The 22,477-nt window shown below is 42.6% G+C and carries 23 protein-coding genes; 4 read left to right on the top strand and 19 right to left on the bottom strand.

Features of this window, described 5'->3' with window-relative positions:
* Window positions 1-2: 2 nt before the first annotated feature.
* The 9 genes from wecA to AC6IB1_RS06420 all read right to left on the bottom strand — a co-directional run bounded on the left by wecA (window position 3) and on the right by AC6IB1_RS06420 (window position 9,881).
* Window positions 3-1,082, bottom strand: a complete 1,080-nt coding sequence (gene wecA / locus AC6IB1_RS06460) for a UDP-N-acetylglucosamine--undecaprenyl-phosphate N-acetylglucosaminephosphotransferase (protein WP_497568312.1) — start codon at window positions 1,080-1,082, stop codon at window positions 3-5.
* A gap of 131 nt (window positions 1,083-1,213) precedes the next feature.
* Window positions 1,214-2,380 (bottom strand): nucleotide sugar dehydrogenase, encoded by a 1,167-nt coding sequence (locus tag AC6IB1_RS06455; protein ID WP_497568311.1) that lies wholly within the window; start codon window positions 2,378-2,380, stop codon window positions 1,214-1,216.
* A 24-nt stretch (window positions 2,381-2,404) separates the two neighbouring features.
* Window positions 2,405-3,517, bottom strand: coding sequence for a glycosyltransferase (locus tag AC6IB1_RS06450; protein WP_497568310.1), 1,113 nt, complete (start codon window positions 3,515-3,517; stop codon window positions 2,405-2,407).
* 7 nt (window positions 3,518-3,524) lie between these two features.
* On the bottom strand, window positions 3,525-4,535 hold the full coding sequence (locus AC6IB1_RS06445; RefSeq protein ID WP_497568308.1) for an NAD-dependent epimerase: 1,011 nt from the start codon (window positions 4,533-4,535) through the stop codon (window positions 3,525-3,527).
* A complete protein-coding gene (locus AC6IB1_RS06440; protein WP_497568307.1) occupies window positions 4,535-5,653 on the bottom strand; it encodes a glycosyltransferase in 1,119 nt (372 codons plus the stop codon). Before AC6IB1_RS06440 ends, AC6IB1_RS06445 begins: the two co-directional genes overlap by 1 nt.
* Window positions 5,650-6,228 (bottom strand): acyltransferase, encoded by a 579-nt coding sequence (locus AC6IB1_RS06435; protein WP_497568306.1) that lies wholly within the window; start codon window positions 6,226-6,228, stop codon window positions 5,650-5,652. The genes AC6IB1_RS06440 and AC6IB1_RS06435 overlap by 4 nt, the downstream gene beginning before the upstream one ends.
* On the bottom strand, window positions 6,206-7,075 hold the full coding sequence (locus AC6IB1_RS06430; protein ID WP_497568305.1) for a hypothetical protein: 870 nt from the start codon (window positions 7,073-7,075) through the stop codon (window positions 6,206-6,208). Before AC6IB1_RS06430 ends, AC6IB1_RS06435 begins: the two co-directional genes overlap by 23 nt.
* A 421-nt stretch (window positions 7,076-7,496) precedes the next feature.
* Window positions 7,497-8,420, bottom strand: coding sequence for a glycosyltransferase family 2 protein (locus AC6IB1_RS06425; protein ID WP_497568304.1), 924 nt, complete (start codon window positions 8,418-8,420; stop codon window positions 7,497-7,499).
* Window positions 8,421-8,963: 543 nt separating this feature from the next.
* Entirely contained in the window at window positions 8,964-9,881 is a 918-nt protein-coding gene (locus tag AC6IB1_RS06420) for an IS5 family transposase (protein ID WP_497569095.1), read from the bottom strand.
* 125 nt (window positions 9,882-10,006) lie between these two features.
* On the opposite strand from AC6IB1_RS06420, the gene AC6IB1_RS06415 reads away from it, so the two are divergent.
* Window positions 10,007-11,038, top strand: a complete 1,032-nt coding sequence (locus tag AC6IB1_RS06415) for an IS630 family transposase (protein WP_497568303.1) — start codon at window positions 10,007-10,009, stop codon at window positions 11,036-11,038.
* Window positions 11,039-11,075: 37 nt separating this feature from the next.
* Here AC6IB1_RS06415 and AC6IB1_RS06410 read toward each other — a convergent pair whose 3' ends face one another.
* The 8 genes from AC6IB1_RS06410 to AC6IB1_RS06375 all read right to left on the bottom strand — a co-directional run bounded on the left by AC6IB1_RS06410 (window position 11,076) and on the right by AC6IB1_RS06375 (window position 19,267).
* Window positions 11,076-12,326, bottom strand: a complete 1,251-nt coding sequence (locus AC6IB1_RS06410; RefSeq protein ID WP_497568302.1) for an O-antigen translocase — start codon at window positions 12,324-12,326, stop codon at window positions 11,076-11,078.
* Window positions 12,323-13,426, bottom strand: coding sequence for a DegT/DnrJ/EryC1/StrS family aminotransferase (locus AC6IB1_RS06405; RefSeq protein WP_497568301.1), 1,104 nt, complete (start codon window positions 13,424-13,426; stop codon window positions 12,323-12,325). Before AC6IB1_RS06405 ends, AC6IB1_RS06410 begins: the two co-directional genes overlap by 4 nt.
* A gap of 6 nt (window positions 13,427-13,432) precedes the next feature.
* The gene (locus AC6IB1_RS06400) at window positions 13,433-13,894 is read right to left on the bottom strand and encodes an acyltransferase (protein ID WP_497568300.1); all 462 of its coding nucleotides are present in this window, start codon (window positions 13,892-13,894) and stop codon (window positions 13,433-13,435) included.
* A complete protein-coding gene (locus tag AC6IB1_RS06395; RefSeq protein ID WP_497568299.1) occupies window positions 13,872-14,294 on the bottom strand; it encodes a sugar 3,4-ketoisomerase in 423 nt (140 codons plus the stop codon). Before AC6IB1_RS06395 ends, AC6IB1_RS06400 begins: the two co-directional genes overlap by 23 nt.
* Window positions 14,295-15,161: a glucose-1-phosphate thymidylyltransferase RfbA gene (gene rfbA, locus AC6IB1_RS06390; protein WP_497568298.1), complete on the bottom strand. Its 867-nt coding sequence runs from the start codon at window positions 15,159-15,161 to the stop codon at window positions 14,295-14,297.
* 81 nt (window positions 15,162-15,242) lie between these two features.
* Window positions 15,243-16,304, bottom strand: coding sequence for a dTDP-glucose 4,6-dehydratase (rfbB, locus tag AC6IB1_RS06385; protein ID WP_497568297.1), 1,062 nt, complete (start codon window positions 16,302-16,304; stop codon window positions 15,243-15,245).
* Between the two features lie 140 nt (window positions 16,305-16,444).
* Window positions 16,445-18,601, bottom strand: a complete 2,157-nt coding sequence (locus tag AC6IB1_RS06380) for a polysaccharide biosynthesis tyrosine autokinase (protein ID WP_497568296.1) — start codon at window positions 18,599-18,601, stop codon at window positions 16,445-16,447.
* 225 nt (window positions 18,602-18,826) lie between these two features.
* Window positions 18,827-19,267 (bottom strand): arsenate reductase/protein-tyrosine-phosphatase family protein, encoded by a 441-nt coding sequence (locus tag AC6IB1_RS06375; RefSeq protein WP_497568295.1) that lies wholly within the window; start codon window positions 19,265-19,267, stop codon window positions 18,827-18,829.
* 17 nt (window positions 19,268-19,284) lie between these two features.
* Between AC6IB1_RS06375 and AC6IB1_RS06370 the strand changes: the two genes are divergently transcribed.
* On the top strand, window positions 19,285-19,434 hold the full coding sequence (locus AC6IB1_RS06370) for a hypothetical protein (RefSeq protein ID WP_497568294.1): 150 nt from the start codon (window positions 19,285-19,287) through the stop codon (window positions 19,432-19,434).
* Here AC6IB1_RS06370 and AC6IB1_RS06365 read toward each other — a convergent pair.
* Both AC6IB1_RS06365 and AC6IB1_RS06360 read right to left on the bottom strand, forming a co-directional pair.
* Window positions 19,431-19,646, bottom strand: coding sequence for a four helix bundle protein (locus tag AC6IB1_RS06365; RefSeq protein WP_503693138.1), 216 nt, complete (start codon window positions 19,644-19,646; stop codon window positions 19,431-19,433). The genes AC6IB1_RS06370 and AC6IB1_RS06365 overlap by 4 nt on opposite strands.
* A gap of 48 nt (window positions 19,647-19,694) precedes the next feature.
* A complete protein-coding gene (locus AC6IB1_RS06360) occupies window positions 19,695-20,861 on the bottom strand; it encodes a polysaccharide export protein (protein WP_497568293.1) in 1,167 nt (388 codons plus the stop codon).
* Window positions 20,862-21,419: 558 nt separating this feature from the next.
* Here AC6IB1_RS06360 and AC6IB1_RS06355 point away from each other — a divergent pair.
* Both AC6IB1_RS06355 and AC6IB1_RS06350 read left to right on the top strand, forming a co-directional pair.
* Window positions 21,420-21,671 (top strand): hypothetical protein, encoded by a 252-nt coding sequence (locus AC6IB1_RS06355; RefSeq protein ID WP_497568292.1) that lies wholly within the window; start codon window positions 21,420-21,422, stop codon window positions 21,669-21,671.
* 93 nt (window positions 21,672-21,764) lie between these two features.
* On the top strand, window positions 21,765-22,475 hold the full coding sequence (locus tag AC6IB1_RS06350) for a YjbF family lipoprotein (RefSeq protein WP_497568291.1): 711 nt from the start codon (window positions 21,765-21,767) through the stop codon (window positions 22,473-22,475).
* Window positions 22,476-22,477 lie beyond the last annotated feature (2 nt).

Here is a 22,477-nt window from a genome sequence, read left to right as displayed (position 1 = left end):
GTTCAGGCCGTTTCTTCAATAAAAGGCGTTTTTCCCATCCATTGGCGGATTTTTGACGTGATACGGAAGATATAGCTGATGGTCATAAAGTAAACCGCAAACAACGCCAGGAAGCCGATAAACATCGCGGTTTCATTGACCTGATAGATTTCACCGGCCACACCGATCCCCGCAAACGCGATCGCCAGAAGGCAAATCACCCCCAGAGTCATGCGTGGCGACAACCCAATACGCTGGCAAATATGATGCAGATGCTCACGATCCGGTTTAAACGGCGAGTGCCCTTTGCGGATGCGACGCGTCATGATGGTTGCCATGTCCATCAGTGGCAGAGCAATAAACCACAACGCCGCCACCGGGCGAATGGTACTGTCGCTTTCGCCTTGAGAGGCACGAATAAGAAACCACACCACAGTAAAGCCGATCAGCATGCTGCCTGCATCCCCCATAAAAATCTTAAACCGCGGCCCTAACGGAATACCGAGGTTCAGCAAAATATACGGAATGAGCGCCGCAATAAACATCAGACAGTTCAAGGCAAGCGAGGTATGACCATGCAGCCAGAACATCATCGCCAGTGCACTGAATGACACTGACGCCAAGCCGCCCAGCAACCCGTCGATGCCGTCCACCATGTTAAAGGCATTAATGGCCCCGATCACCGCAAGAATCGTCACCACATAGCTCACCCAATCCGGCAAGACTAACGGCACGTTCCCGGCAATGCTGCCAAGGTGTTCAAGCCCTAGGCCCGCAAAGCAGATCATAGACAGGGAAATGCCCGCCTGCACCGCAAGACGCACCTTAAAACTGATATCAAACTTATCGTCCAGCACCCCAACCGCAATCAACACGGCACCGCACCCCAAATATAACCAATCTTCTTGAGTGATATCGAGGTATAACAAGGAGGCCAATAAAATTGCGCAATAAATCGACACGCCACCCACCAAAGGGATCGCCCCTTGATGTAGCTTTCGCGCATTCGGTTTATCGACCAACTCAATCTTTTTAGCCACTTTCCGGAAACAAAAAAGCAGCACAAAGGACAACAGAAATGTGGTTAAGATTGGCAATAACATGATGTTTTCGGTTTCGTTGTTGGAAAAATAAGGGCTCAGGAATAGAGCCCTATGGATGTAGAGAACAGAGATAAGAACAATGGGATATTTGATGCGAGATACGAAGCTATCCAGAAACTTGCAACGAGAGTCTAGTCACACCCGAAAAGATCCCGGGTATACACTTTCTCCATCACATCTACTAATTCTTCCGTCATGCGGTTCGAAACTATCACATCAGCTTTCGCCTTGAACGTGTCTAAATCGGTGATAACCTCAGAATGGAAGAATTCTTTGTCTTCAAGCACAGGCTCGTACACAACGACTTCCACACCTTTTGCTTTGATGCGTTTCATGATCCCTTGAATAGAAGATGCACGGAAATTATCTGAGCCTGCCTTCATAATAAGGCGATAAATACCCACCACTTTAGGATTCCTGCGGAGGATAGATTCAGCAATAAAGTCTTTGCGGGTTGTATTGGCATCCACAATTGCGCGGATCAGGTTGTTTGGCACATCCTGATAATTCGCCAACAGCTGCTTGGTATCCTTCGGTAAACAGTAACCGCCATACCCAAAGGATGGATTGTTATAGTGGTTACCAATACGTGGATCGAGACCGACACCTTCAATAATTTGACGGGTATCTAAACCGTGTGCTTCTGCATAAGAATCCAGTTCGTTGAAATACGCCACACGCATGGCCAGATAGGTATTGGAAAACAGTTTGACCGCTTCTGCTTCGGTTGAATCAGTAAACAGCACATCGATATCTTTTTTCTCTGCACCTTCAACCAACAGGTTGGCGAATACTTTCGCGCGTTCACTGCGTTCCCCCACAATAATACGGGAGGGATAGAGGTTATCGTAAAGTGCCTTGCCTTCACGCAGAAACTCAGGCGAGAAGATAATATTTTCACACCCCAACTCTTTTTTAATGCGTTTGGTGTACCCTACAGGAACCGTTGATTTAATCACCATCACTGCTTTGGGATTAATTGACATCACATCTTTAATCACCGCTTCTACAGACGATGTATTAAAGTAGTTGGTTTTAACATCGTAATCAGTTGGTGTAGCAATAATAACAAAGTCAGCGTTTTTATACGCTTCTTCTTTATCCAGCGTCGCATAGAAGTTGAGTGTTTTTTCTTTTAAGAAAAGCTCAATTTCTTTATCCACAATAGGAGAGATTTTATCATTAAGTAACTGGATTTTTTCTTGGATAATATCAATGGCAACAACATCATGATGCTGAGCCAATAACATGGCATTGGACAGGCCGACGTAACCTGTACCTGCGATTGTAATTTTCATGGAAATTTTTCTAACCGAACTGATTTAAAAACAAGACTCAATAGCGTTGAGATATTTAGTGATAACGATCTTTTCGTCAAAGTCCCTTTCGATTTTCTTTCGGCTTAGTTTTCCCATCGCAATCCGTTCTTCATGGGTCTTACTAATTATTCGATCAAGAGATTCAGCAAGGCTTTGGCTGCAACGAGGTTTGCATAGATATCCATTGATACCATGGTCAACAGTTTCGCGGCATCCAACATTATCTGTAGTAACAATTGGTTTCCCCATTGCCCCCGCTTCTAATAAAGATTTTGGGACTCCTTCGCGGTAATAGGAAGGCAATACCATGCAATCTACTTTTGCTATCTCTTCTTCGACGCGATCAGAAACACCCAAATAGTTCACAATGCCTTCTGCTACCCAACTGTCCATTTGACTACGGGTGACAGCCGATGGATTATTGACATCGAGAAATCCTAGAAGACAAAACTCAACACTTTCACCGTATTTAGACTTTAGGATTCTCGCGGCGTCTACATACTGCTGAATACCTTTGTCATATAACATACGGGCTATAAGTAAAAAGCGAACTACTCCATCATCCTTCGCCTCCTGCAATGTAAAACGAGACAAATCTACGCCAGAACCAGGTAGCCTATCTGACAACGAAAGAGAAGCTAATTTATTTTCCTTGAACAATTGTCTGTCGTCTTCATTTTGAAAGAATATCTTATTTGCTTTTGGTTGACTTAGACGATAAAGAAAACGTGTAATTTTTGATGTTAAACCCTCATTAATAAATGCCATCCCCAAACCAGCAATATTATTTATTGACTTTACATTTGTAAGGCTAGCTGCCAGAGTGCCATAAATATTATTTTTTGGCGTAAAATGAAGTGCAACATTTGGCTTGTATTTTCGGTAAATAGAAAAAAACTGCCAAAATGTTTTCAAATCATTGATAGGATTAGTTCCACCTTGATCAATATCGATATGTATATGTTTTGCACCGATCTTATTTAATTGCTCCGAGTACGAATCAAATGGAGATACAGCTAGTACCCTATATCCTTTATTAAGCAAAGCCCTAATCGTATTCGACCTAAAATTAAACAAGTACCAGCTCGTGTTTGATGATATGACGACAGTCTTCATCGAACTATCAAACCTTGTAGTAATCACGATACCAGTCAACTAACGCTTTAACGCCTTCTTTTAATCCAACCTGTGGTTTATATCCGGTTACTTTGAACAGATCTGACGTATCGGCATAAGTTTTATATACATCACCTAGCTGCATTTCACGGAAGTTTTTCTTCGCTTCAATCCCAAGTGCATTTTCGATTTCTCGAATAAAATCCATGAGGTTAACAGGGCTACCATGACCGATATTATAGATAGCATAAGGTGCAGAACTCGATGCAGGGCTGCCATTCTCTACAGTCCAATTGTTATTCCGTGTTGGGATAATGTCTGCTATCCGGACAATACCCTCAACAATATCATCTATATAGGTAAAATCTCGCCACATATCACCATTGTTATTAACATCTATAGGCTGCCCTTCTAAGATCTTCTTAGTAAAAATAAAAGGTGCCATATCTGGCCGCCCCCATGGGCCATATACAGTAAAGAAGCGTAGACCTGTCGTTGGTATATCGTAAAGATGTGAATAGGCGTGCGCCATCAATTCATTGGATTTTTTTGTTGCTGCGTATAGAGACACGGGATGATCAACAGAGTCGCTAGTTTCGAATGGCGTTTTTTGGTTTAAACCATAAACTGACGAAGAAGAAGCATACACTAAATGTTTAACTCTGGTGTTGCGACAACCTTCCAAAACATTTAGATGACCAACCAAGTTTGAATCAGCATACGCCATGGGGTTTTCGATAGAGTAGCGAACACCAGCCTGTGCTGCTAAATGTATAACTACTTCAAATTGGTTTTCTTCAAACAATGCAGCCATTGCGTTGCGATCAGCGAGATCAGTTTTTACAAATGTAAACTTATTGTTTTCTAATAAAGACGATAAACGTGCTTCTTTTAAAGATAAGTCATAATAGTCATTAACGGAGTCTAGACCAATAACATGTAAACCTTTTTCCAAAAGCACACCACAGACATTTGCACCAATGAAACCAGCAGCACCTGTAACTAAAAACGTTGTCATTAGAGGCTCCCATTTATATAATCAACTATTAATTTTCTTTTTTCCAACTGTGATGAAAAAGAAAATCTACATGCTGTTTCGTATGAATAAATGGAGTAATCGTAGTATTTCTTTGGTATCGATACGTCACCCATTAATTTGATAAGCTCTTTACTATTACCAGCTTCAAAAAGTAAATCTTCATGAACTAATTCAGGGATCCCTCCAACTCTGGAAGCAATTACTGGAATCGAGAAAGACATGGCTTCAATGATAGACCTTGGCAATCCTTCTGTAAAACTTGGCTGAACATATAAGTCAATGGTTTTAAACCAACGTTCCAATTCAACTTGAGAGGAAATAAAACCTAACTGCTCTATATTTGGATGATGCGCCATTTCCACTTCCAAATTTGAGTTTAGTCCGCCTCCCACTACTGATAACTCATATCGATTATTATCGAGACTGAGAAAGGCGTCATATAGAACTCTTACACCTTTCAGTTTAATAGCTGGATTGGCAATTATTCCAATTCTTATTTTCTTATTAATTGCTTTTTTTGGCGGCGATATACTACCAATAACGACGTCAGAATAGGCCAACGAGTGGCCGTCCGTTGGATAGCAGCTTTGTAGATATTTATTAGTGACATATATTACAAATTGAGAACTCTTTAACTCTTTCTTTATACGCAGATGTAGAAAAGGAGCGTAAAGTTTCGCAAAGAGATCTCCTCGATACCACAAACAGTCATATGGCGATGCAACCATTTCAACTATTGTTTTTTTCCCAATTTTTCTAGCAATAGATAAAGCAATCATACCAAGTTCACTTGGCATACGAACAAAGACTATATCGACAGAACTTACATATGACTTTATCAAGCTCTCCAACTTTCTTCTGTTAATTAGGCCACTTACAGTTAGTGGTCCTTCAACACCAATAATCGTAACATTAGGACCATCCGATAAGGATGTTAGCGGTGGCGCATTATCAATATTCTTAAACCTTCCAATGACTTTTAGTTCATCAGAGTACTCCAAATATTCTATAAGCTTTGAATATGTTAGCTTTCCGTTTGAGTAAAATCTTCCATTATATTTCAAAAATATATGGTCATGGACAAAAAGTGACTTCATTTTATGCTCTTGATCAATTTAGCTGGAATACCACCATATACTCCACAAGAATGGAGCGTATTCTTGACAACAGCGCCAGCGGCAATAATTACTCTTGATTCAATGCAAGCACCAGAAAGAACCCTTACGCCACAACCAATCCAGACATCATCTTTTATTACAATTCGCCCAAAATGCAAATCATTATATTTAATTGGGAGTCTATCATCGCTAGCAAGATGATCAAAAGAAATTAAAGAAGTTGAATGAGCTACTGACACATGATTATGCAAAACAATCCCTCCTACTGCATCCAAATAACAATATTCATGGATACTGACGTTATCGCCCAAAATAAGAGCATGAGGATTTTTAATCGTAACAAAGCGGCCTATATAAACATTTGACCCTATAGATTTACACAAGTTGGAGATCACTATATATCTAAGTAAAACACCCAAACGTGTCGGAAATAAAGAAAAAACATCATACAGTAGCTTCAATATTGAGTTAGGTAAAAATGAAAATAATTTAACGGAAAAACTTATTATAAATCCAAATCGTTTAAAAAAACTACGACCATTCATTTTTTTCATTCTTGCATCTTGTTAAGGAAAAAATCACATAAAACAACATTAGATTAAAGGAAGTTAAATTTAGAATCACAGATCCCTTGATATGCAGAATCAATAATATTGAGCTCAGAAATACCGAAACGATTGGCGTATAGTTATCGCTGCATGCATTCCTTCTATACTTGGCAACATATCTATAAATAGAAATAATAAAAGAAAATGATACCAACAAACCAAGTAAACCCAAATGAATAATGTCCCTCATGTATCCGGCATCTGTCCGCAAGTAAGGCATTATTCCATCATCTTCATAAAATCTACTGTATCCAATTAAAAAGTCAGATATTGAGAATGAAAAGTACATGCCAGAAAGAATGGTTGTTGAGTCTGTTGTTATACCTTCTCCTTGTAGATAATTATAGATAAACTCAAAAGCAAACGCTGAATAGAGATCAAACAAGTGAATCAATCCATAGTATTCCATCACTGAAATGAGTCCAACAGCAAACATTATTGTAATAGAAATTAATGACGCAATATTTTTAAAAAACAAAACAGAACTACGAGATGAGCCGACAAGTACAAAAAAAATAAAGAATAAAAATCCGATACCAGACGTTCTACCAACTGATTGTCCTGCAACAAAAATTATAACTATCAATGGTAATAAACTAAAAATTCTATTACCACTGGAAACAAGGAATTTATAACCAATCAACCATTGAATTAACACAAAACATGCAGCTAATGGAAAGAACTGACTTCCGGCAAAGGCATTCCCTCTTATTCCTTCATATTTTTTCGATATATCTACATCATTTGAACTCTTAAATATGCTTAACATGTCTGAAAAAGACGTATTTAACATAGAAAAAATTATGATACAAGACTGTATAAAAAAGGCAAGCAACGCGACATTAATAAAGTCTTCGTTAGAAAATTTGTCTGAATAAAATGAAATGAATAAGGTAATAACAATGATAGATATTACATTGGAAAGTATGGTTTTCAACCTTATGAACTCGTACTCTTGTGATGAGATACCTATAATCACGATACAAAATGTTAGCAAGGCATAGAAACAAAGAAATAAGCAGAGAATACGTTTGAGATCAGGTTCAAAATAGAACCTTAATTTAAGCCTCAGTGAAAATGCGAAGATTAAGAGCAGTAACCCCAATATTAAAGAGTTGTATAGTAATGGTACTTTAAACTGAAAAACTATAAAGAAAAATATTAAGGTAGGTACAATGTACTTCTTACTGAACATTAAATCACCAAGCGTCATTTTACATGCGATTATTTCGAAACTTTCTAGCTAGGTATCTCAATGACAGTGATTTGACTACTGAATCCATAATCTTGGAAAGTTTACTTCTTTTGTTTTTAAACAAAATCAATGCAATGTTTAATGCTAACTTTGATATGAGCATATCCCAAATTATTATCCATTTCAGAAAATCTAAGTTAGACAAATTAGGTAAGAGATATTTCCTATCAATTTCAAGCATTTCTTTTGCTAATTTAACGTTATAAATTCTTTTTGAACTTTGAGAGATACTTTCCTGAACTCGATATTTTACAGTGGGCTGATCTACATACTTCAGCATATAACCATTATGAGTCAACTTTAACCATAATGGATAATCTTCGATTAACATGAAAGAAGGATCACTAAAATCATTTTCCACCAACACCTTACGTTTTATAAAACTACTTGGTGCAAAGACGAAATTACCTATTGCGAGTTGTCGATATTGCTCTCTGGCAGAGTTTGATTTATCAAAAATATGCTTATATTTATCAACATGTTTATCTTTCAACCCTTCTCCAAAGCAAATCACACTAGAAAAAAACAAATCACCTTCACTTTTCATTGCCTCTTCGCTATATATACTAAGGCAATCGGGAAGTAATAAGTCATCACCAGCGATCGTTTTTATCCAAAGACATGAAGAATTGCTCCAAGCTCTATTAATGTTCTCGCAAATACCCTTGTTTACTTTATCATGGAGAATCTTAACATCCATAAAACAAGATTTGTGCGTCTCACACCACTCCTTTGCAACTCCAATTGTGTTATCGAGTGAGGCATCGTCTGAGATTATCACTTCGACACTTTTCAAATTATACGACTGATTAAGTATACTATCTAATGTTTCTTTGATGGTATTTTCAGAATTATAAGTAACAACCACTACTGTTATATTCATTTAATCACTTTTATGCTATATTTTAACAAATTAAAATTTTTAGGCTATAAAAATCAACTATAGTAACCGCACAAATAACACAGTTATCACACTTGCACAGAAAAATAAATTTTCTATTTTTACAGGGTGGTTTTTATATTTACCACTTTGATGAGAGGGGATATCCAACGAATGAAAATGATTGTCAAGACAGAAAAATTTGGTCCAATAAGAGTGTCTTCACTCATATAAACACTACTTTTACCTGCAATTATCACAGCATTGTTATTTATTAACTATTTCAACCCCTGAGCAACTTTCTCTAGCTTCAATATAAGACTTCCCTTGATAAAAATATGGAGAAAAGTACACACCCAAAACACATCCTTTAATTAATATGATTTCCCTACCGCCTTGAAAACAAATACGATATACAACACGGACTCTTTCAGAGCAAGATACATTTGGATAAAAGTTCAAAGTAGCTTATACCCGTGATCATTGAAGAGGCGTTGTTGATCAAATCAGTCACTTAACGTACTGATCCACCGCGAGTTATATCAGTTATCCAACTCGGTAACTCTTAGGCATACCTAGTCTTATGACTTTGTTCATCGCTTTGACATTCGCCAATGCCTCACCAACCTGTGCATTGTAATCACGCAGTGCCAATTGTGGGCTGAGTAACTTTTTATACCGATACATCCCAGTCTCTGAAAGGGAGCTTTGATGATATCCCGCTTCTCGCTTCCATTCTTCCAAGTGACCTGATTTCAAGGCACTCACGGCTTCATTTCGAGGATGACCATCCTCCCAAAAGCCAGCATTGCTGCGCGGCGGAATAGTCGGCTTTATACCTTTTTTCCTTAACACCTGATGGCAAGCTTTTGTATCGTAGGCCCCGTCAGCACTGACCTGTGTGATTTTTCGGCGTAACGGATTGAGCAACGTCGGTAACACTTCATTGTCGCCTACTGATTCCAAGCTGACGACAGCTGAAATGACCTCATGCGTACTGGCATCAATCGCAAGGTGTAGCTTTCGCCAAACACGGCGCTTTTCCTTGCCGTGTTTCCGCATTTTCCACTCACCTTCGCCAAAGACCTTTAAGCCTGTGGCGTCAATAACAACATGCGCTACAGGCCCTCGACTTGGTAAGCGATACTGAACCTCAACGGTCTTGGCGCGCTTGCTGATACAGCTGTAGGACGGTGATTTCAGCGGTACATCCATCAGGACAAATATCGAGTCGAGAAAGCCTTGAAGGGCGCGTAAAGGGAGCTTGAAAATGCCTTTAATCATCAGCGCCGTTTCAATGGCACCATCGGTAAACGTAAAGCCTCTTCCCCGTTTCCCATGGTGCTTTTTGCAGTGCCAACTCTGGATAGCGGCTTCATCAACCCAAAAGGTGACTGAACCTCTATTAATCAATGCTTGATTGTATTGCTTCCAGTTGCTGATTTTGTACTTGGCTTTGCCCATCATCGTCACTCATTTTCAGGTTCTGATGATCTGATCGCGGCACCGATGATTAGTTCAATGATTTAGGAAACAACGCCCATTGAAGATGCTTGATTTTCATCGGTATGAGGATCATGCTACGCCCCATGAAAGTGACTCTGACCTACAAGCAAAAACATGAACTCGAAAACCAGCACGATAAAACGCGTGATGGTCGAGTGCGTGACCGTATTAAAGCGGTACTGCTTGCTTCTGAAGGTTGGAGTACTGCCATGATTTCTCAAGCCTTGCGTATTCACGAAACCACCGTTCTCCGTCACCTTCACGATTACGCGCAGTCCGAGAAACTCAAACCTGAAAATGGTGGGTCCAGCAGTCGCTTATCGGCTTCACAGACGATGGCGCTCGTCAAGCACTTGACAGAGGTGACCTATCACCATACTCACCAGATTGTTGTCTATGTTCTGGCGCAATTCGGCGTCTGCTATACCGTCGCTGGCATGAACAAGTGGCTGCATCACCACGGTTTTAGCTATAAAAAGCCTAAAGGTGTCCCTCACAGGTTTGATGAGGCTAAACAGCAAGAATTTGTCGAAGCCTACAAGGCACTTAAGTCCAGCTGCGGCAAAGAGGAAACTATCCTGTTCATGGATGCGGTTCATCCCACTCAGGCCACCAAACTCTCTCATGGCTGGATACGTACTGGGCAGGACAAAGCGATTGAAACCACGGGAAGCCGCAGTCGCCTCAACATTGTGGGGGCATTAAATCTCTCTGAGATTGGCCGCACTGTTATCGATAATTACGAGAGCATCAACAGCGAAAACATCGTTAGGTTTTTGTGCAAGCTGAGAGAAAGCTACCCACTGACGCATAAGCTCCACCTCATTCTGGATGGTGCAGGGTATCACCGAAGCGACTTAGTAAAAGACGCCGCCTTTGTGCTGAATATCGAGCTTCACTATTTACCGCCCTACAGTCCCAACCTCAATCCGATAGAACGGCTTTGGAAAGTGATGAACGAGCAGGTAAGGAACAATGTCTACTTCAAAAGTAAACGGGATTTTGAAGCGGCTATTGGCCGATTTTTCACTGTGATCCTTCCACAAATCGCAGGCTCTTTAGCGTCTCGTATAAATGATAACTTTCAAGTGCTCAATCCTGCATCTTCAAGTTGAATGGGTATAAAGAGGAAGCCCTTTAGCTTAATCGTAATTAATGGGAGAATTTTTTTACATTTATAAAAACAAATATTAAGTATATTAAATAATTAACCATATAAGCAGTTGAGACGCCTTTTAGTCCCCAGTGTAAAACAAAGACATAACTAAATATAACAAACATCAATGAAAACAAAATCTCAGTACTCACAAACCACTTAGTTGCTCCACGAGAAAGCATCGGGTACGCATACAACCAGCTGGCAACTTTAACCACATCACCAGTGAGCTGAATAGCAAAAAGATCACGTGCGCTTCTGAATTCATCAGTGAATAACAAGGAAATAGCTACGTCTCTTAATAAATATACGCCAACCGCCATAACCGCCACGATAGGAATTATGATACGTGCAGTCTTATGGATTTCACTAATAATAGCATCCCCCCCCTTAAGCGACGATAAACGCGGTAAATAATATGTCGACAGAGCCATAGTAATCACGCTTAAATAGACTTCAGAGATTTTCCATACAGCTTGCCATTGCCCTGTTGCATCCCAGCCAACTTGTTCGATAAGGATTCTGCGTATCAACATTAATGATGCAGGTACTGTTAATGCACTCGTCATGGCCATCAGCATATATCCACCAATGGCTTTTCGTGATTTCTCGTCGGTTTCCCCCCACCAATAACACAGTCTCAACCAGGGTTGCCTTAGATTGGCGATTAGCAGAACTAAACCAATTAAAGCCGATTGGATTGAGGCAGCCAATAATGCACCTTCAATATTGTAGGTAACTATCATCGCCACCATCATGCTACCCGATAGCAATGCTGAAAACATGCCAAGACCAACATAACGACGGTACAACTGTTGTCCATTGATCACAGAATTACATAACGTACCAATTGCCGATAGTGGCAATACACACACCGTCGCCATGACAATCCAAGATAATGTTTGGTCTTGAAATAACCACAGAGCAATGTTTTCAGCCAGCAACAAACCCGAGGGTATAGTAATCGCAGTAATTATCACTACCCACTGAAACGATGCTCGCCACCACGGTGAGCAAGCAGTAAAACCACCATCTTTATGCTCAGCGGTAAAACGCACGACGCCACTACCTACTGGTGCGTTGATAATCCCGTTTAAACTCCCGACAAGACTTTGTACTTGGCCCAACATCCCCATTCCTGTTGGGCCAGTGTAAACTGCAACGACCTTGGCAATAACAAACCCCATGGTCATTTTAATCAGGGTAAGTAATCCTGTCATCGCGGATACTTTAAGCAATTGCTTCAAATCTCAAATCCATTAATAGCTTCTATAACGATTGATACGGACTCGTCACTCATTGTAGGATCTAGTGGCAAAGACAATACTTGCTGATGAAGCATTTCGCTAACCGGTAGTTCTAAATTATTCCATTCTTTATAAGCTGCTTGTTTATGAGGTGGAATCGGATAGTGAATTAGGGTTTGAATATCTTTTTCCAATAATCTATCTTGTAGCTTTTCACGTTGTTCACATCGAACTACAAACAGATGCCATACATGCTCATCTTCATTGGCCACGGATGGTAAAATTACCAACGAATTGTTTATTTCGTTTCTGTAGCGTCGCGAAATTTCTTGACGACGTAAGGTTTCAGCGTTCAGATGATTGAGTTTCACTCTTAGCATAGCAGCTTGAATTTCGTCTAAACGACTATTCATACCTTGATATAAGTTTTCGTATTTTTTGTGAGAACCATAATTACGCAATGCTGTTAAGACTTGTGCTAATTCATCATCATTGGTTGTAATTGCTCCTGCATCACCTAGCGCTCCAAGATTTTTTCCCGGATAGAAACTGAAGCCAGCAGCATGCCCCCAACTACCCGCTTTCTTCCCATCTATTGCCGCCCCATGGGATTGGGCACAGTCTTCCAATACCAACAAATTATACAATTCTGCGACTTGCATAATTTCTATCATTGGTGAAATTAATCCGTACAAGTGCACAGCTAAAATTGCCTTCGTTTTTGATGTAATTGCAGCTTCAATACCCTTTTGGGTTAAATTGAACGTGGTTGCATCTGGTTCAACTAATACTGGTGTAAGCCCATTTTCAGTAATGGCAAGAATACTAGCGATGTATGTATTAGCAGGAACAATTACCTCGTCCCCGTTTTTCAGTTTCCCCATTTCTTTCCAAGCACGAAGCACTAGAACAAGTGCGTCCAAACCATTGGACACACCTATTGCATGTTTAGTTCCACAGAACTGTGCAAATTCGGATTCAAATTGACTAAGTTCGTTCCCCATGATGTACCAACCGGAGTCAATTACACGGGCGCATGCCTCTTTTAGTTCCTTTTGGTATTGACTGTTTATTTTTTTAAGATCAAGAAATGGTACCACTTTTTACTAATCCTCAATATATTTAATTATTCTTGCTGGACTACCTATCACTACAGCATATGCAGGAACATCCTTAGTCACTACAGCACCAGCACCAATCATCGCATTTTCACCAATAGTAACGCCTGGTAAAATAGTTGCATTAGCACCTATAGATGCGCCTTTCATAACTTTTATTCTTGGGAAATGCTCAGGATATTTTTTGGAACGTGGAAACTTATCGTTTGTAAATGCTACACATGGTCCAATAAAGACATCATCTTCTATTTCAATACCATCCCAAATATAGACACCACTTTTTATAGTTACTCTATCACCAATCTTAACATCATTCTCTATAAGTGTGTGTGCACAAATATTACAATCACTACCAATCTTCGCACCTTTCAGTACAACTGAAAATTGCCAAATAGTGGTGCCAGTTCCAATATGATTTGAGGCCACATCACTCAACGGATGAATTTTCATGCTCTATTGCCTTCATAAATTCTTCGTAATCACGAATATAATCTGATTCATCATAAAGTTCACTGGCGAGAACTAGAAGTACACAATCTTGTGAAAAATTTTTCATTTCATGCCATTGCATTACATCTATTATTAACCCTTTAGATGGATTATTTAGTAATACACTTTCCTTTACATTCCCATTATCCATTAATATCTCGCAGCTGCCATTAATACATATAGCTAATTGAATAGTTTTCTTATGTGCATGAAAACCCCTTGGTATTGTTGGACTCATCCCAAATATGTAATAAATTCTTGCCACATTAAAAGGAATGCTTTTATTATTTTCTAGTGCAACTAACTTTCCTCGCTGATCTCCAATTTCTTTCAGTTCTATCCACTTTATTAAATTTTTCATTTATTCATCCAAAAGTGATAATAGGTATCGGCCATAATAATTTTTCGATAGGGCTTTCCCAGCAGCTAGTAACTGTTCATCAGTTAACCATCCTTGTCGCCATGAAATTTCTTCTAAACAAGCAACTTTTAATCCTTGAACATTTTCAATGGTTTGAACAAATGAGGAGGCTTCATGTAAGCTTTCGTGTGTTCCTGTATCCAGCCACGCAAAACCACGGCCAAGTAACTCAACATTTAATGTTCCGTTGTTGAGGTACATCTCGTTTACCGAAGTAATTTCAAGCTCTCCCCGTTCTGATGGGCGCACTTCTTTCGCTAAGTCAACCACTCGGTTGTCATAGAAATATAATCCGGTCACGGCATAATTTGATTTCGGCTTGGCTGGCTTCTCTTCGATAGAAATAGCACGCATGTTGTTGTCAAACTCGACAACACCAAATCTTTCAGGATCTTTAACCTGATAACCAAACACTGTAGCACCAAACTCTTTCTCTGCTGCTCTTCTTAATATTGGAGTGAAGCCTCGTCCATAAAAAATATTATCTCCTAGAATTAAACATACACGATCTTTACCAATAAACTTTTCACCAATTATAAATGCTTGAGCGAGACCATCAGGACTCAATTGCACGGCATACTCAAGGTGAATACCAAAATCACTGCCGTCACCCAAAAGGCGTTTAAAACTGTCATTATCTTCTGGGGTAGTAATAACGAGGATGTCACGAATACCTGCCAACATCAGCGTTGACAGTGGGTAATAAATCATCGGTTTGTCGTAAACCGGGAGAAGCTGCTTAGAAACCCCGCGGGTAATGGGGTAAAGACGCGTGCCTGAACCACCCGCGAGAATGATGCCTTTCATTGTAAATGGGTCCTAGGTAATGGGTCCTAGGCCCTAGGAAAAGCCTAGAGCATAGGAAAAAGAAACTGAAAAAAGAGCTAATTAGTTTGAGCCGAGGCGCTCACGGGAATAGGAGCCGTCGAGGACGCGAGACCACCATGCTTGGTTGTTTAAATACCACTCTACCGTTTTACGTATTCCAGATTCGAAGGTTTCTTCTGGTTTCCAACCCAGCTCTCGCTCTATCTTGGCCGCGTCAATCGCATAGCGTAAATCATGACCCGGACGATCTTTTACGTAGGTAATAAGATCCTGATATCTCTCAACCCCTTCTGGTTTATTTGGACGCAACTCTTCAAGTAACGTACAAATGGTTTTTACCACGTCGATGTTGGCTTTTTCATTGTGACCACCAATGTTGTAGGTTTCACCTGCCTTCCCTTCCGTCACCACTTTATAAAGTGCACGTGCGTGATCTTCTACAAACAACCAATCACGGATTTGCATGCCGTCACCATAAACAGGCAAGGCTTTACCTTCTAATGCGTTTAATATCATCAGAGGGATAAGCTTTTCCGGGAAATGATAAGGGCCGTAGTTGTTCGAACAATTGGTGACAATGGTTGGCAGGCCATAAGTACGCTGCCATGCGCGGACTAAGTGATCGCTTGAGGCTTTTGATGCGGAATAAGGACTTGACGGCTTATATGATGTTTCCTCAGTAAACAGGTCAGTTGTGCTCTCGAGGTCACCGTAAACTTCATCCGTTGAAATATGATGGAAACGAAATGCTGCCTTTTTATCAGCACTTAGCGTATTCCAATACTGACGTGCTGCTTCCAGCAAGGTGTAAGTGCCGATGATATTGGTTTCGATAAACGCTGCCGGACCATCAATAGAACGATCCACATGACTTTCTGCGGCTAAATGCATTACTGCATCAGGTTGGTAGGTAGCAAAAATATCATCCATTGCACCACGGTTGCAGATATCTGCTTCAACAAACGCATAACGTTTGTTTCCTTCAACCGCTGTCAGGGACTCCAAATTGCCAGCATAGGTGAGCTTGTCAACGTTAATCACACTGTCTTGTGTGTTTTGAATAATATGACGGACTACCGCAGATCCAATAAAACCTGCGCCCCCTGTGACTAGGATCTTCACTACGGACTCTCTTTTCCCTAAACCAAAAATGAACGAAAGATGATGTAGCTCCGAAGTTACGCCCAGTTATCTTGTTTTATAAAAAACCGAGAAACTCAAAGCTAAGATAGAAATGAAGGCGCTTAACGCGCCCTTATTGATTATTTATAACTGTAATTGTAATACCCGTAATTTCCGCCATAGGCATGGCTGGCTTTTCGCTCGACTGCATTCAGAATAAAGCCTTTGACTTCAATGCCTGCTTTGGCAAAACGCTGGTTGGCAACATCAATTTCTTTTACCGGGTTTTTACCAAAGCGGCCGACCATTAATGTGGTGCCTGCGTGTGCGCCGATAATAGAAGGGTCAGTCACAGCTAACACCGGCGGGGTATCAATGATCACCAAGTCATAATGTTCTGATGCCCACTCGGTGAATGCTTTAAAACGCGGGTGCATTAAAAGCTCGGCCGGGTTGGGGGGAATTTTACCGCGGGTGATCACATCCAGATGGTCGACACCACTGGGTTTAACCACCGCTTGGATTTCCGCCTGCCCGGACAGCATATCTGAAAGGCCGTACTCCCATTTCAAGCCAAAGTGGCGCTGCATATAACCTTTACGCATGTCAGCATCCACCAGCAGTACCTTTTGCCCAGTTTTGGCAACAACAGCAGCAAGGTTAGCAGAAACAAACGATTTACCAATGCCTGGGCTTGGGCCTGAGATCATCAAGATATTATTTCTGGCTTCCATCATGGCAAAGTGCAGGCTGGTTCGCAGGCTTCGCAGTGCTTCAATGGACAGATCTGCCGGATTGACTTCTGCCAGCAGCGCCTCTTTTGCCGCAAGGCCCTGCTGTTTTTTGATTCTCTTTTCAATCTCCTGCTGAGCATCAGAAAGCGGGAGGCTGGCATACACAGGCAGACCAATTGCTTCGATGTCGTCTGGGTTTTCAACGCCCCGGTTAAAGGCCGCTTTTAGCAGGGCAATCCCCACGCCCAACATGCCGCCCAACAAGGTGGCTAATACGGCAATCAGCGGTTTTTTCGGTTTGACGGCGCGTGTGTAAGAAGCCGCTTCATCCAGAATGCGCACGTTACCCACGGTGCTGGCTTTAACAATTTTCAGTTCCTGCACTTTATTCAGAAGCTGCACGTAGATTTGCTGGTTAACTTCTACATCACGGGTTAAACGCAGCACTTCACGCTGGGTTTTTGGCAGTTTCTGGGTTTGTTTTATGATCCGCTCTCTTTCTTGCAGCAGCGTTTGTCTTTTATCCAGCAGTGCGGAATACACAGGGTGTTCTTGGGTGAAGCGCTGGCTGATTTCACTTTCTTTAAAGGTCAGCTCATTTAATTGCTCTTCGAGTTTCACCATCACATCCAGCGTTGCTTTCGCTTCCAGACTTAAATCGACCGATTCATTTTTCTGACGGAAGGCGTTCAGCTTGTCTTCTGCGGCGGTGAGCTTAAATTTGATGTCTGGCAGGCTTTTGTTCAGAAATTCAAGACTTTTCTCTGCTTCCGCTGCATTACGTGCCACGTTTTGCAGGAAGTAGTTGGTGGCAATATCATCAAGCAAGGCTTCAATCAGGGCGCGATCTTCCCCTTCAAAGGAAAGCTGCAATACACCGCTTTGCTTGCCGCGTTCGCTCACGCCCAGATTTTCCTGCAGCCATTGAATGGCATCTAACAGGCTGCGTTTGGTTACCGAGAAGCTGTCATCGTCTTCCGCTTTCAGGCTACGCACCATTACACTGAATCCGTTCTGTTGGGCAGGCTCACCGACGTTACCCACCAGCACTTCACGACCATCGCTGTTTTCCAGTCGGTATGTGCCACGCTCAGCATCGGTAACGATTAAACGGAACGCGGTTTCTTCTTCATGCTCTGGCAATTCAAAACGGGCAATATCAATGCGTTTTTCGTTGTCTGTCAGGCGTGCAATGCCTTTCCCTATCACTGGGAAGTAATCAGGCTGTGCAACTGTCGTCAGGTTAAATTTGTCAACGGTTTTGCCCAGTACCATCCGGGATTTGATGATTTCAATTTCAGTGGTGGATGATGATTCACTGGCAAACAGCTCGCCCATTTCACCCAGCGCCGGTAGACCACTGCTTTTTTGTTCTACCTGGATCAGCGCATCGGCTTTGTAAATGGGCGTTGCCAACAGCGCATAGGCCACGCCAAGCACGGCAAACAGGGCTGTTACGGAGATAATCATCCAACGGGCATCAATCAGAATGCCAAACAGCTTGCCCAGATCGATTTCGTCAGAATCCGTCGGTCGGGCTTGGGTAATGTGTGATGTAGTCATATATGCCAGTTAAAAATTGTTGATTACAGCGATATTGGGCTCGGGGTAGAGCGAAAAGCGGAGCTAGGAAAAGCCGGTTCTGGGTCCTAGGTGGAGCTAAAAGCGGAACTAGGAAAAACCGGTCCTGGGTCCTCGGTAGAGCTAAAAGCGGAACTAGGAAAAACCGGTTCTGGGAAAACAACTCTAGGTCTGCTCTTATATTTCTCGTTTTGCCCTTAACGTCCTTTACAGCTTTTTCGCCCAGGCTTTTGCGGCTTCGTCCAGTAGTGTCCAGGCGAAGTCGAAAGCTTCTCTACTTTGTTTGTGTGGATCGGGGATCTCTTTTTGTCCTATCCATTGACCGAAGAGCATGGTTTTGCCCCTTGCCGCGGGTGCAATGCTGCACACCGCATCGATATGGCCTTTTTCCATTACCAGGATCAGGTCATATTCTCGGGCCATGGCTTCGGTGAGTTGTGTTGAGGCGTGTCCTTCCAGGCTGATACCGTGCTCAGCCGCCACTTGCGCAGCCATGCTGTCAGCCGGTCTTCCTGTCAGTTTACTTTTTTCGACGGCAATGCCCGCGGAATCAATCTGTTTCCCGGGCAGCAAGCTTTTTAGAAGGTATTCGCCTGTTGGGGAGCGGCAGATGTTGCCAACACAGACGACAAGGATTTTGTTGAACATAGAATTTAAAGCCAATTGTGGGTACTGGGTACTGGGTACTGGGTACTGGGTACTGGGTACTGGGTACTGGGTACTGGGTACTGGGTACTGGGTACTGGGTACTGGGTACTGGGTACTGGGTACTGGGTACTGGGTACTGGGTACTGGGTACTGCAGGATTTGTTTAGATTATTTTGTTGTCAATACGATAGGTAGCATCTGCTTCTTTCACATTGCCCACTCGATACTTTATTAGCAAAGCGATCATCTTGCTTACGGATTTCGCTTTGCCCAACAGGCTGTTAGATATCGCTTTATCTAAATAGCCGAAGTCTCTGGCAAGTAACAGCTGAGTATAGAGCTCACCACAAGAACCTTTAGCGATGTACAAAAACCTCACCGATTCTTTTATGGTTTCCCGCTCTTCGCCAGGTCCCGCTCTTAAGCCCTAAGGCCACGTTTTCACCCTTAATGCACCTTCGGTCAGTTCATTAAAGCCGGTGATGGTTGGCAACAGCTGACGGATCACACGGTTCCAACGGGTGATAGGGGCAGCGGTGACATAAACAATGTCATAAGGTTGCAGCTCAAACTCCGTGCCAAGAACCAGTGCAGAGGCATCTTTGATATCAAGTTGGTAGATGTTTGCAATCTTCTGCGCCTGCTCTTCCTGCTCTTTCTGCCCTTCTTGTTTTGCTTGCTCTTTCCGCTTTTCAGCACGGATCACAAACACGCCTGTGGCATCAGCTTCGAGCTCATTGATGCCGCCGACTTCACTGAGAGCTTCAGTCAGGCTCATACCGGCGCGATCAATTTTGAGCAGTTTGGGTTCGTTCACTTCGCCCATCACGAACACTTTTTGAGTGTCATTTCTTGGTACGTGAACAATATCCCCCGGTTGCAGCAAGCGGTTTTGGGTTAAATCGCCGCGTTGCATCAGGGCATACAACGAGACGGTTTGTTCCTTGCCGTTACGTGTCAGGCTAACGTTGCGCCAGTCTGCATTTTCTGCCAAACCACCGGCATTGTTAATAGCGTCCAGCAAGGTTAACGGAATATTGGTGATCGCCTGTTTGCCGGGTTTATTGACTTCCCCGGTGATGTAGGTTTTCTGCGAGCGAAATGCTGCGATATTGACATCGACTTGCGGGGTTTCAATAAAACGCGCCAACCGCTGGGCAATATCGTCACGGATTTCGGTGACGGTCTTCCCTTCTACCTTTACCGTACCGATGTAGGGGTAGAAGATGGTGCCATCAGCGTGTACCCAGTTTCCTGATTCACTGGAGCTTCGATACGAGCCTGCCGGAATGGTCAATTCTGGGTGATCCCAAATGGTCACGTTCAGGATATCCCCCGGACCCACGCGGTATTCGTAACGAGTGAGCGCGGCGTCCAGCTCCGGATTGGATTGGGCTGCCGCTTCGCTTTGTTTGAACGAAGAAATCGTGGATGGTTCCAGCCGGTGAACTGTCACCCACTGGTCGATGCCCTTATCCTCTTCCGGTACGTCGGCATGCGGCTTGCCACTCACGGACAAATGGCTTCCCGGCATCGCACATCCCGCCAAAGAGGTGGCCACCAATACGCTTATCAATACTTTGTTTATTTTCATTAATCTAACAGTTTCCTCTCGCGTATCGTGCGCTTTGGACACGCTACCGCCCTTAGGTGTCGTTCCTAATCTACGCGGGAGCTCAAATTTTGGTGTGATGTTTAGACTGTGTGCCCATTATCCGCAGGGAGTTAACGCGATACACATGTCTCATTTTTGGGTGCAATAAGTGTAACATCACTTAAATGAGAATTTATACAGGCAATAACATTAAATTTTTGTAGCAAAAAAGATACTCAAAGATTAACGCAACACGTTGTTTCAACAGGAAAACATCAGATTAATTAACGCACAAACAGCAAGCGATTATTTCTTACTCACATACAAGCTTGAAACGATGCAGATAACTGAAAAATTAAGCCTGCACATATTGGTTAACTCCGGTGACGCAGAAAACGTCAACTGATTTCATGCACGGCTTTATCCGTTTCAAAATAAAAATTTAAATCTCATTTTTGAAGCATGTTTATGTTTACTTGCCAGCGTCAACTGTTTAGCATTTCAAATACCTGGTTATTTTTATAGACAGGCAACACATTTTTGATACGGAGTATCCTTATGAAAAAAACAGCGATTGCAGCCATTGCTGCGATGTTGATGTCTGTTCCTGCGCTGGCAGCAACAGAAGCCGCTGCAGTCACATCGGGGTCAGCAGCGGGCTCTGCGACTGTAGCAACCGGTGCAGCGGCAGGGGGGGTAACGGCAACCAGTGTTGCGGTAGGTGCAGCTGTCGCAGCTGCTGCCGTGGTTGCGGTTGATGCGTCAGACAACAACACAGCAACAACGACATCCGTCACTACCCAAGGCTAATTTGCCGTTGGGTTGTAATGAAACCGGACAGTGAAAGCTGTTCGGTTTTCTTGTTTTTAGATACCGCAGCCAAATTGCGGGTGACAACGTAGTATGAAGATGAAACAACCTCTCACCTTTTCAATGCTGGCGCTTGTTTTTGTCAGCCTCCTCTCTGGGTGCAGCCAAAAGTACCAAGATGTTCAAGACACGCTGTCACTGGCACTGTTTGGCTATGACGATGTGACTTTGCCACCAGAGCAGGTTATTGATCTGCCGTATGCCAGCCTGTACGCCACGGTTGAAGGCAGCGCACAGGCTTTTCTTGTGCTTGCCTATGCGGAGAAAACCTTTTCCACCGATCCCGCACTTTCTGGCACTCACCGCCTGAAATGGCTTTCCGCCAACAATGAAATGCTGGTGACTGAAAGTGGCCGGTTGGTAAAAACAGTGAACCTGCTTGGCGGCAACCTGACGGCCAGTTATGGCGACGAGGCCGATCCTTTGGCGCTGGGCTTGCTAAACGCCAGCACGCCCAGAACATGGGTCAGACAGGTTGACTGGCAACCCGGGAATTACAGCGGTGTGACACTCAACGCTGTCTTTGAGCCCCGTGGCCGGCAAACCATTATGGTGAATGAAAAACCGGTAGAGGCGTTGCTATTTATCGAATCTGTCAGCGCCGCCGAGCTTGGCGTGCAGTATGAGAATGCGTTTTGGGTTTCTCCCTCAAGCGGGCGGGTGATCGCCAGTCGGCAAACCCCTGCGCCAGGCTTGGCAGACATTGAAATCACGGTGCTGAAACCCTTTGCCGGTGAGGAATAACA

This window comes from Grimontia sp. THUN1695 (assembly GCF_059704325.2).
The sequence above is the reverse complement of the archived record's forward strand: the minus strand, read 5'-3'. Positions and strand labels throughout refer to the sequence as shown.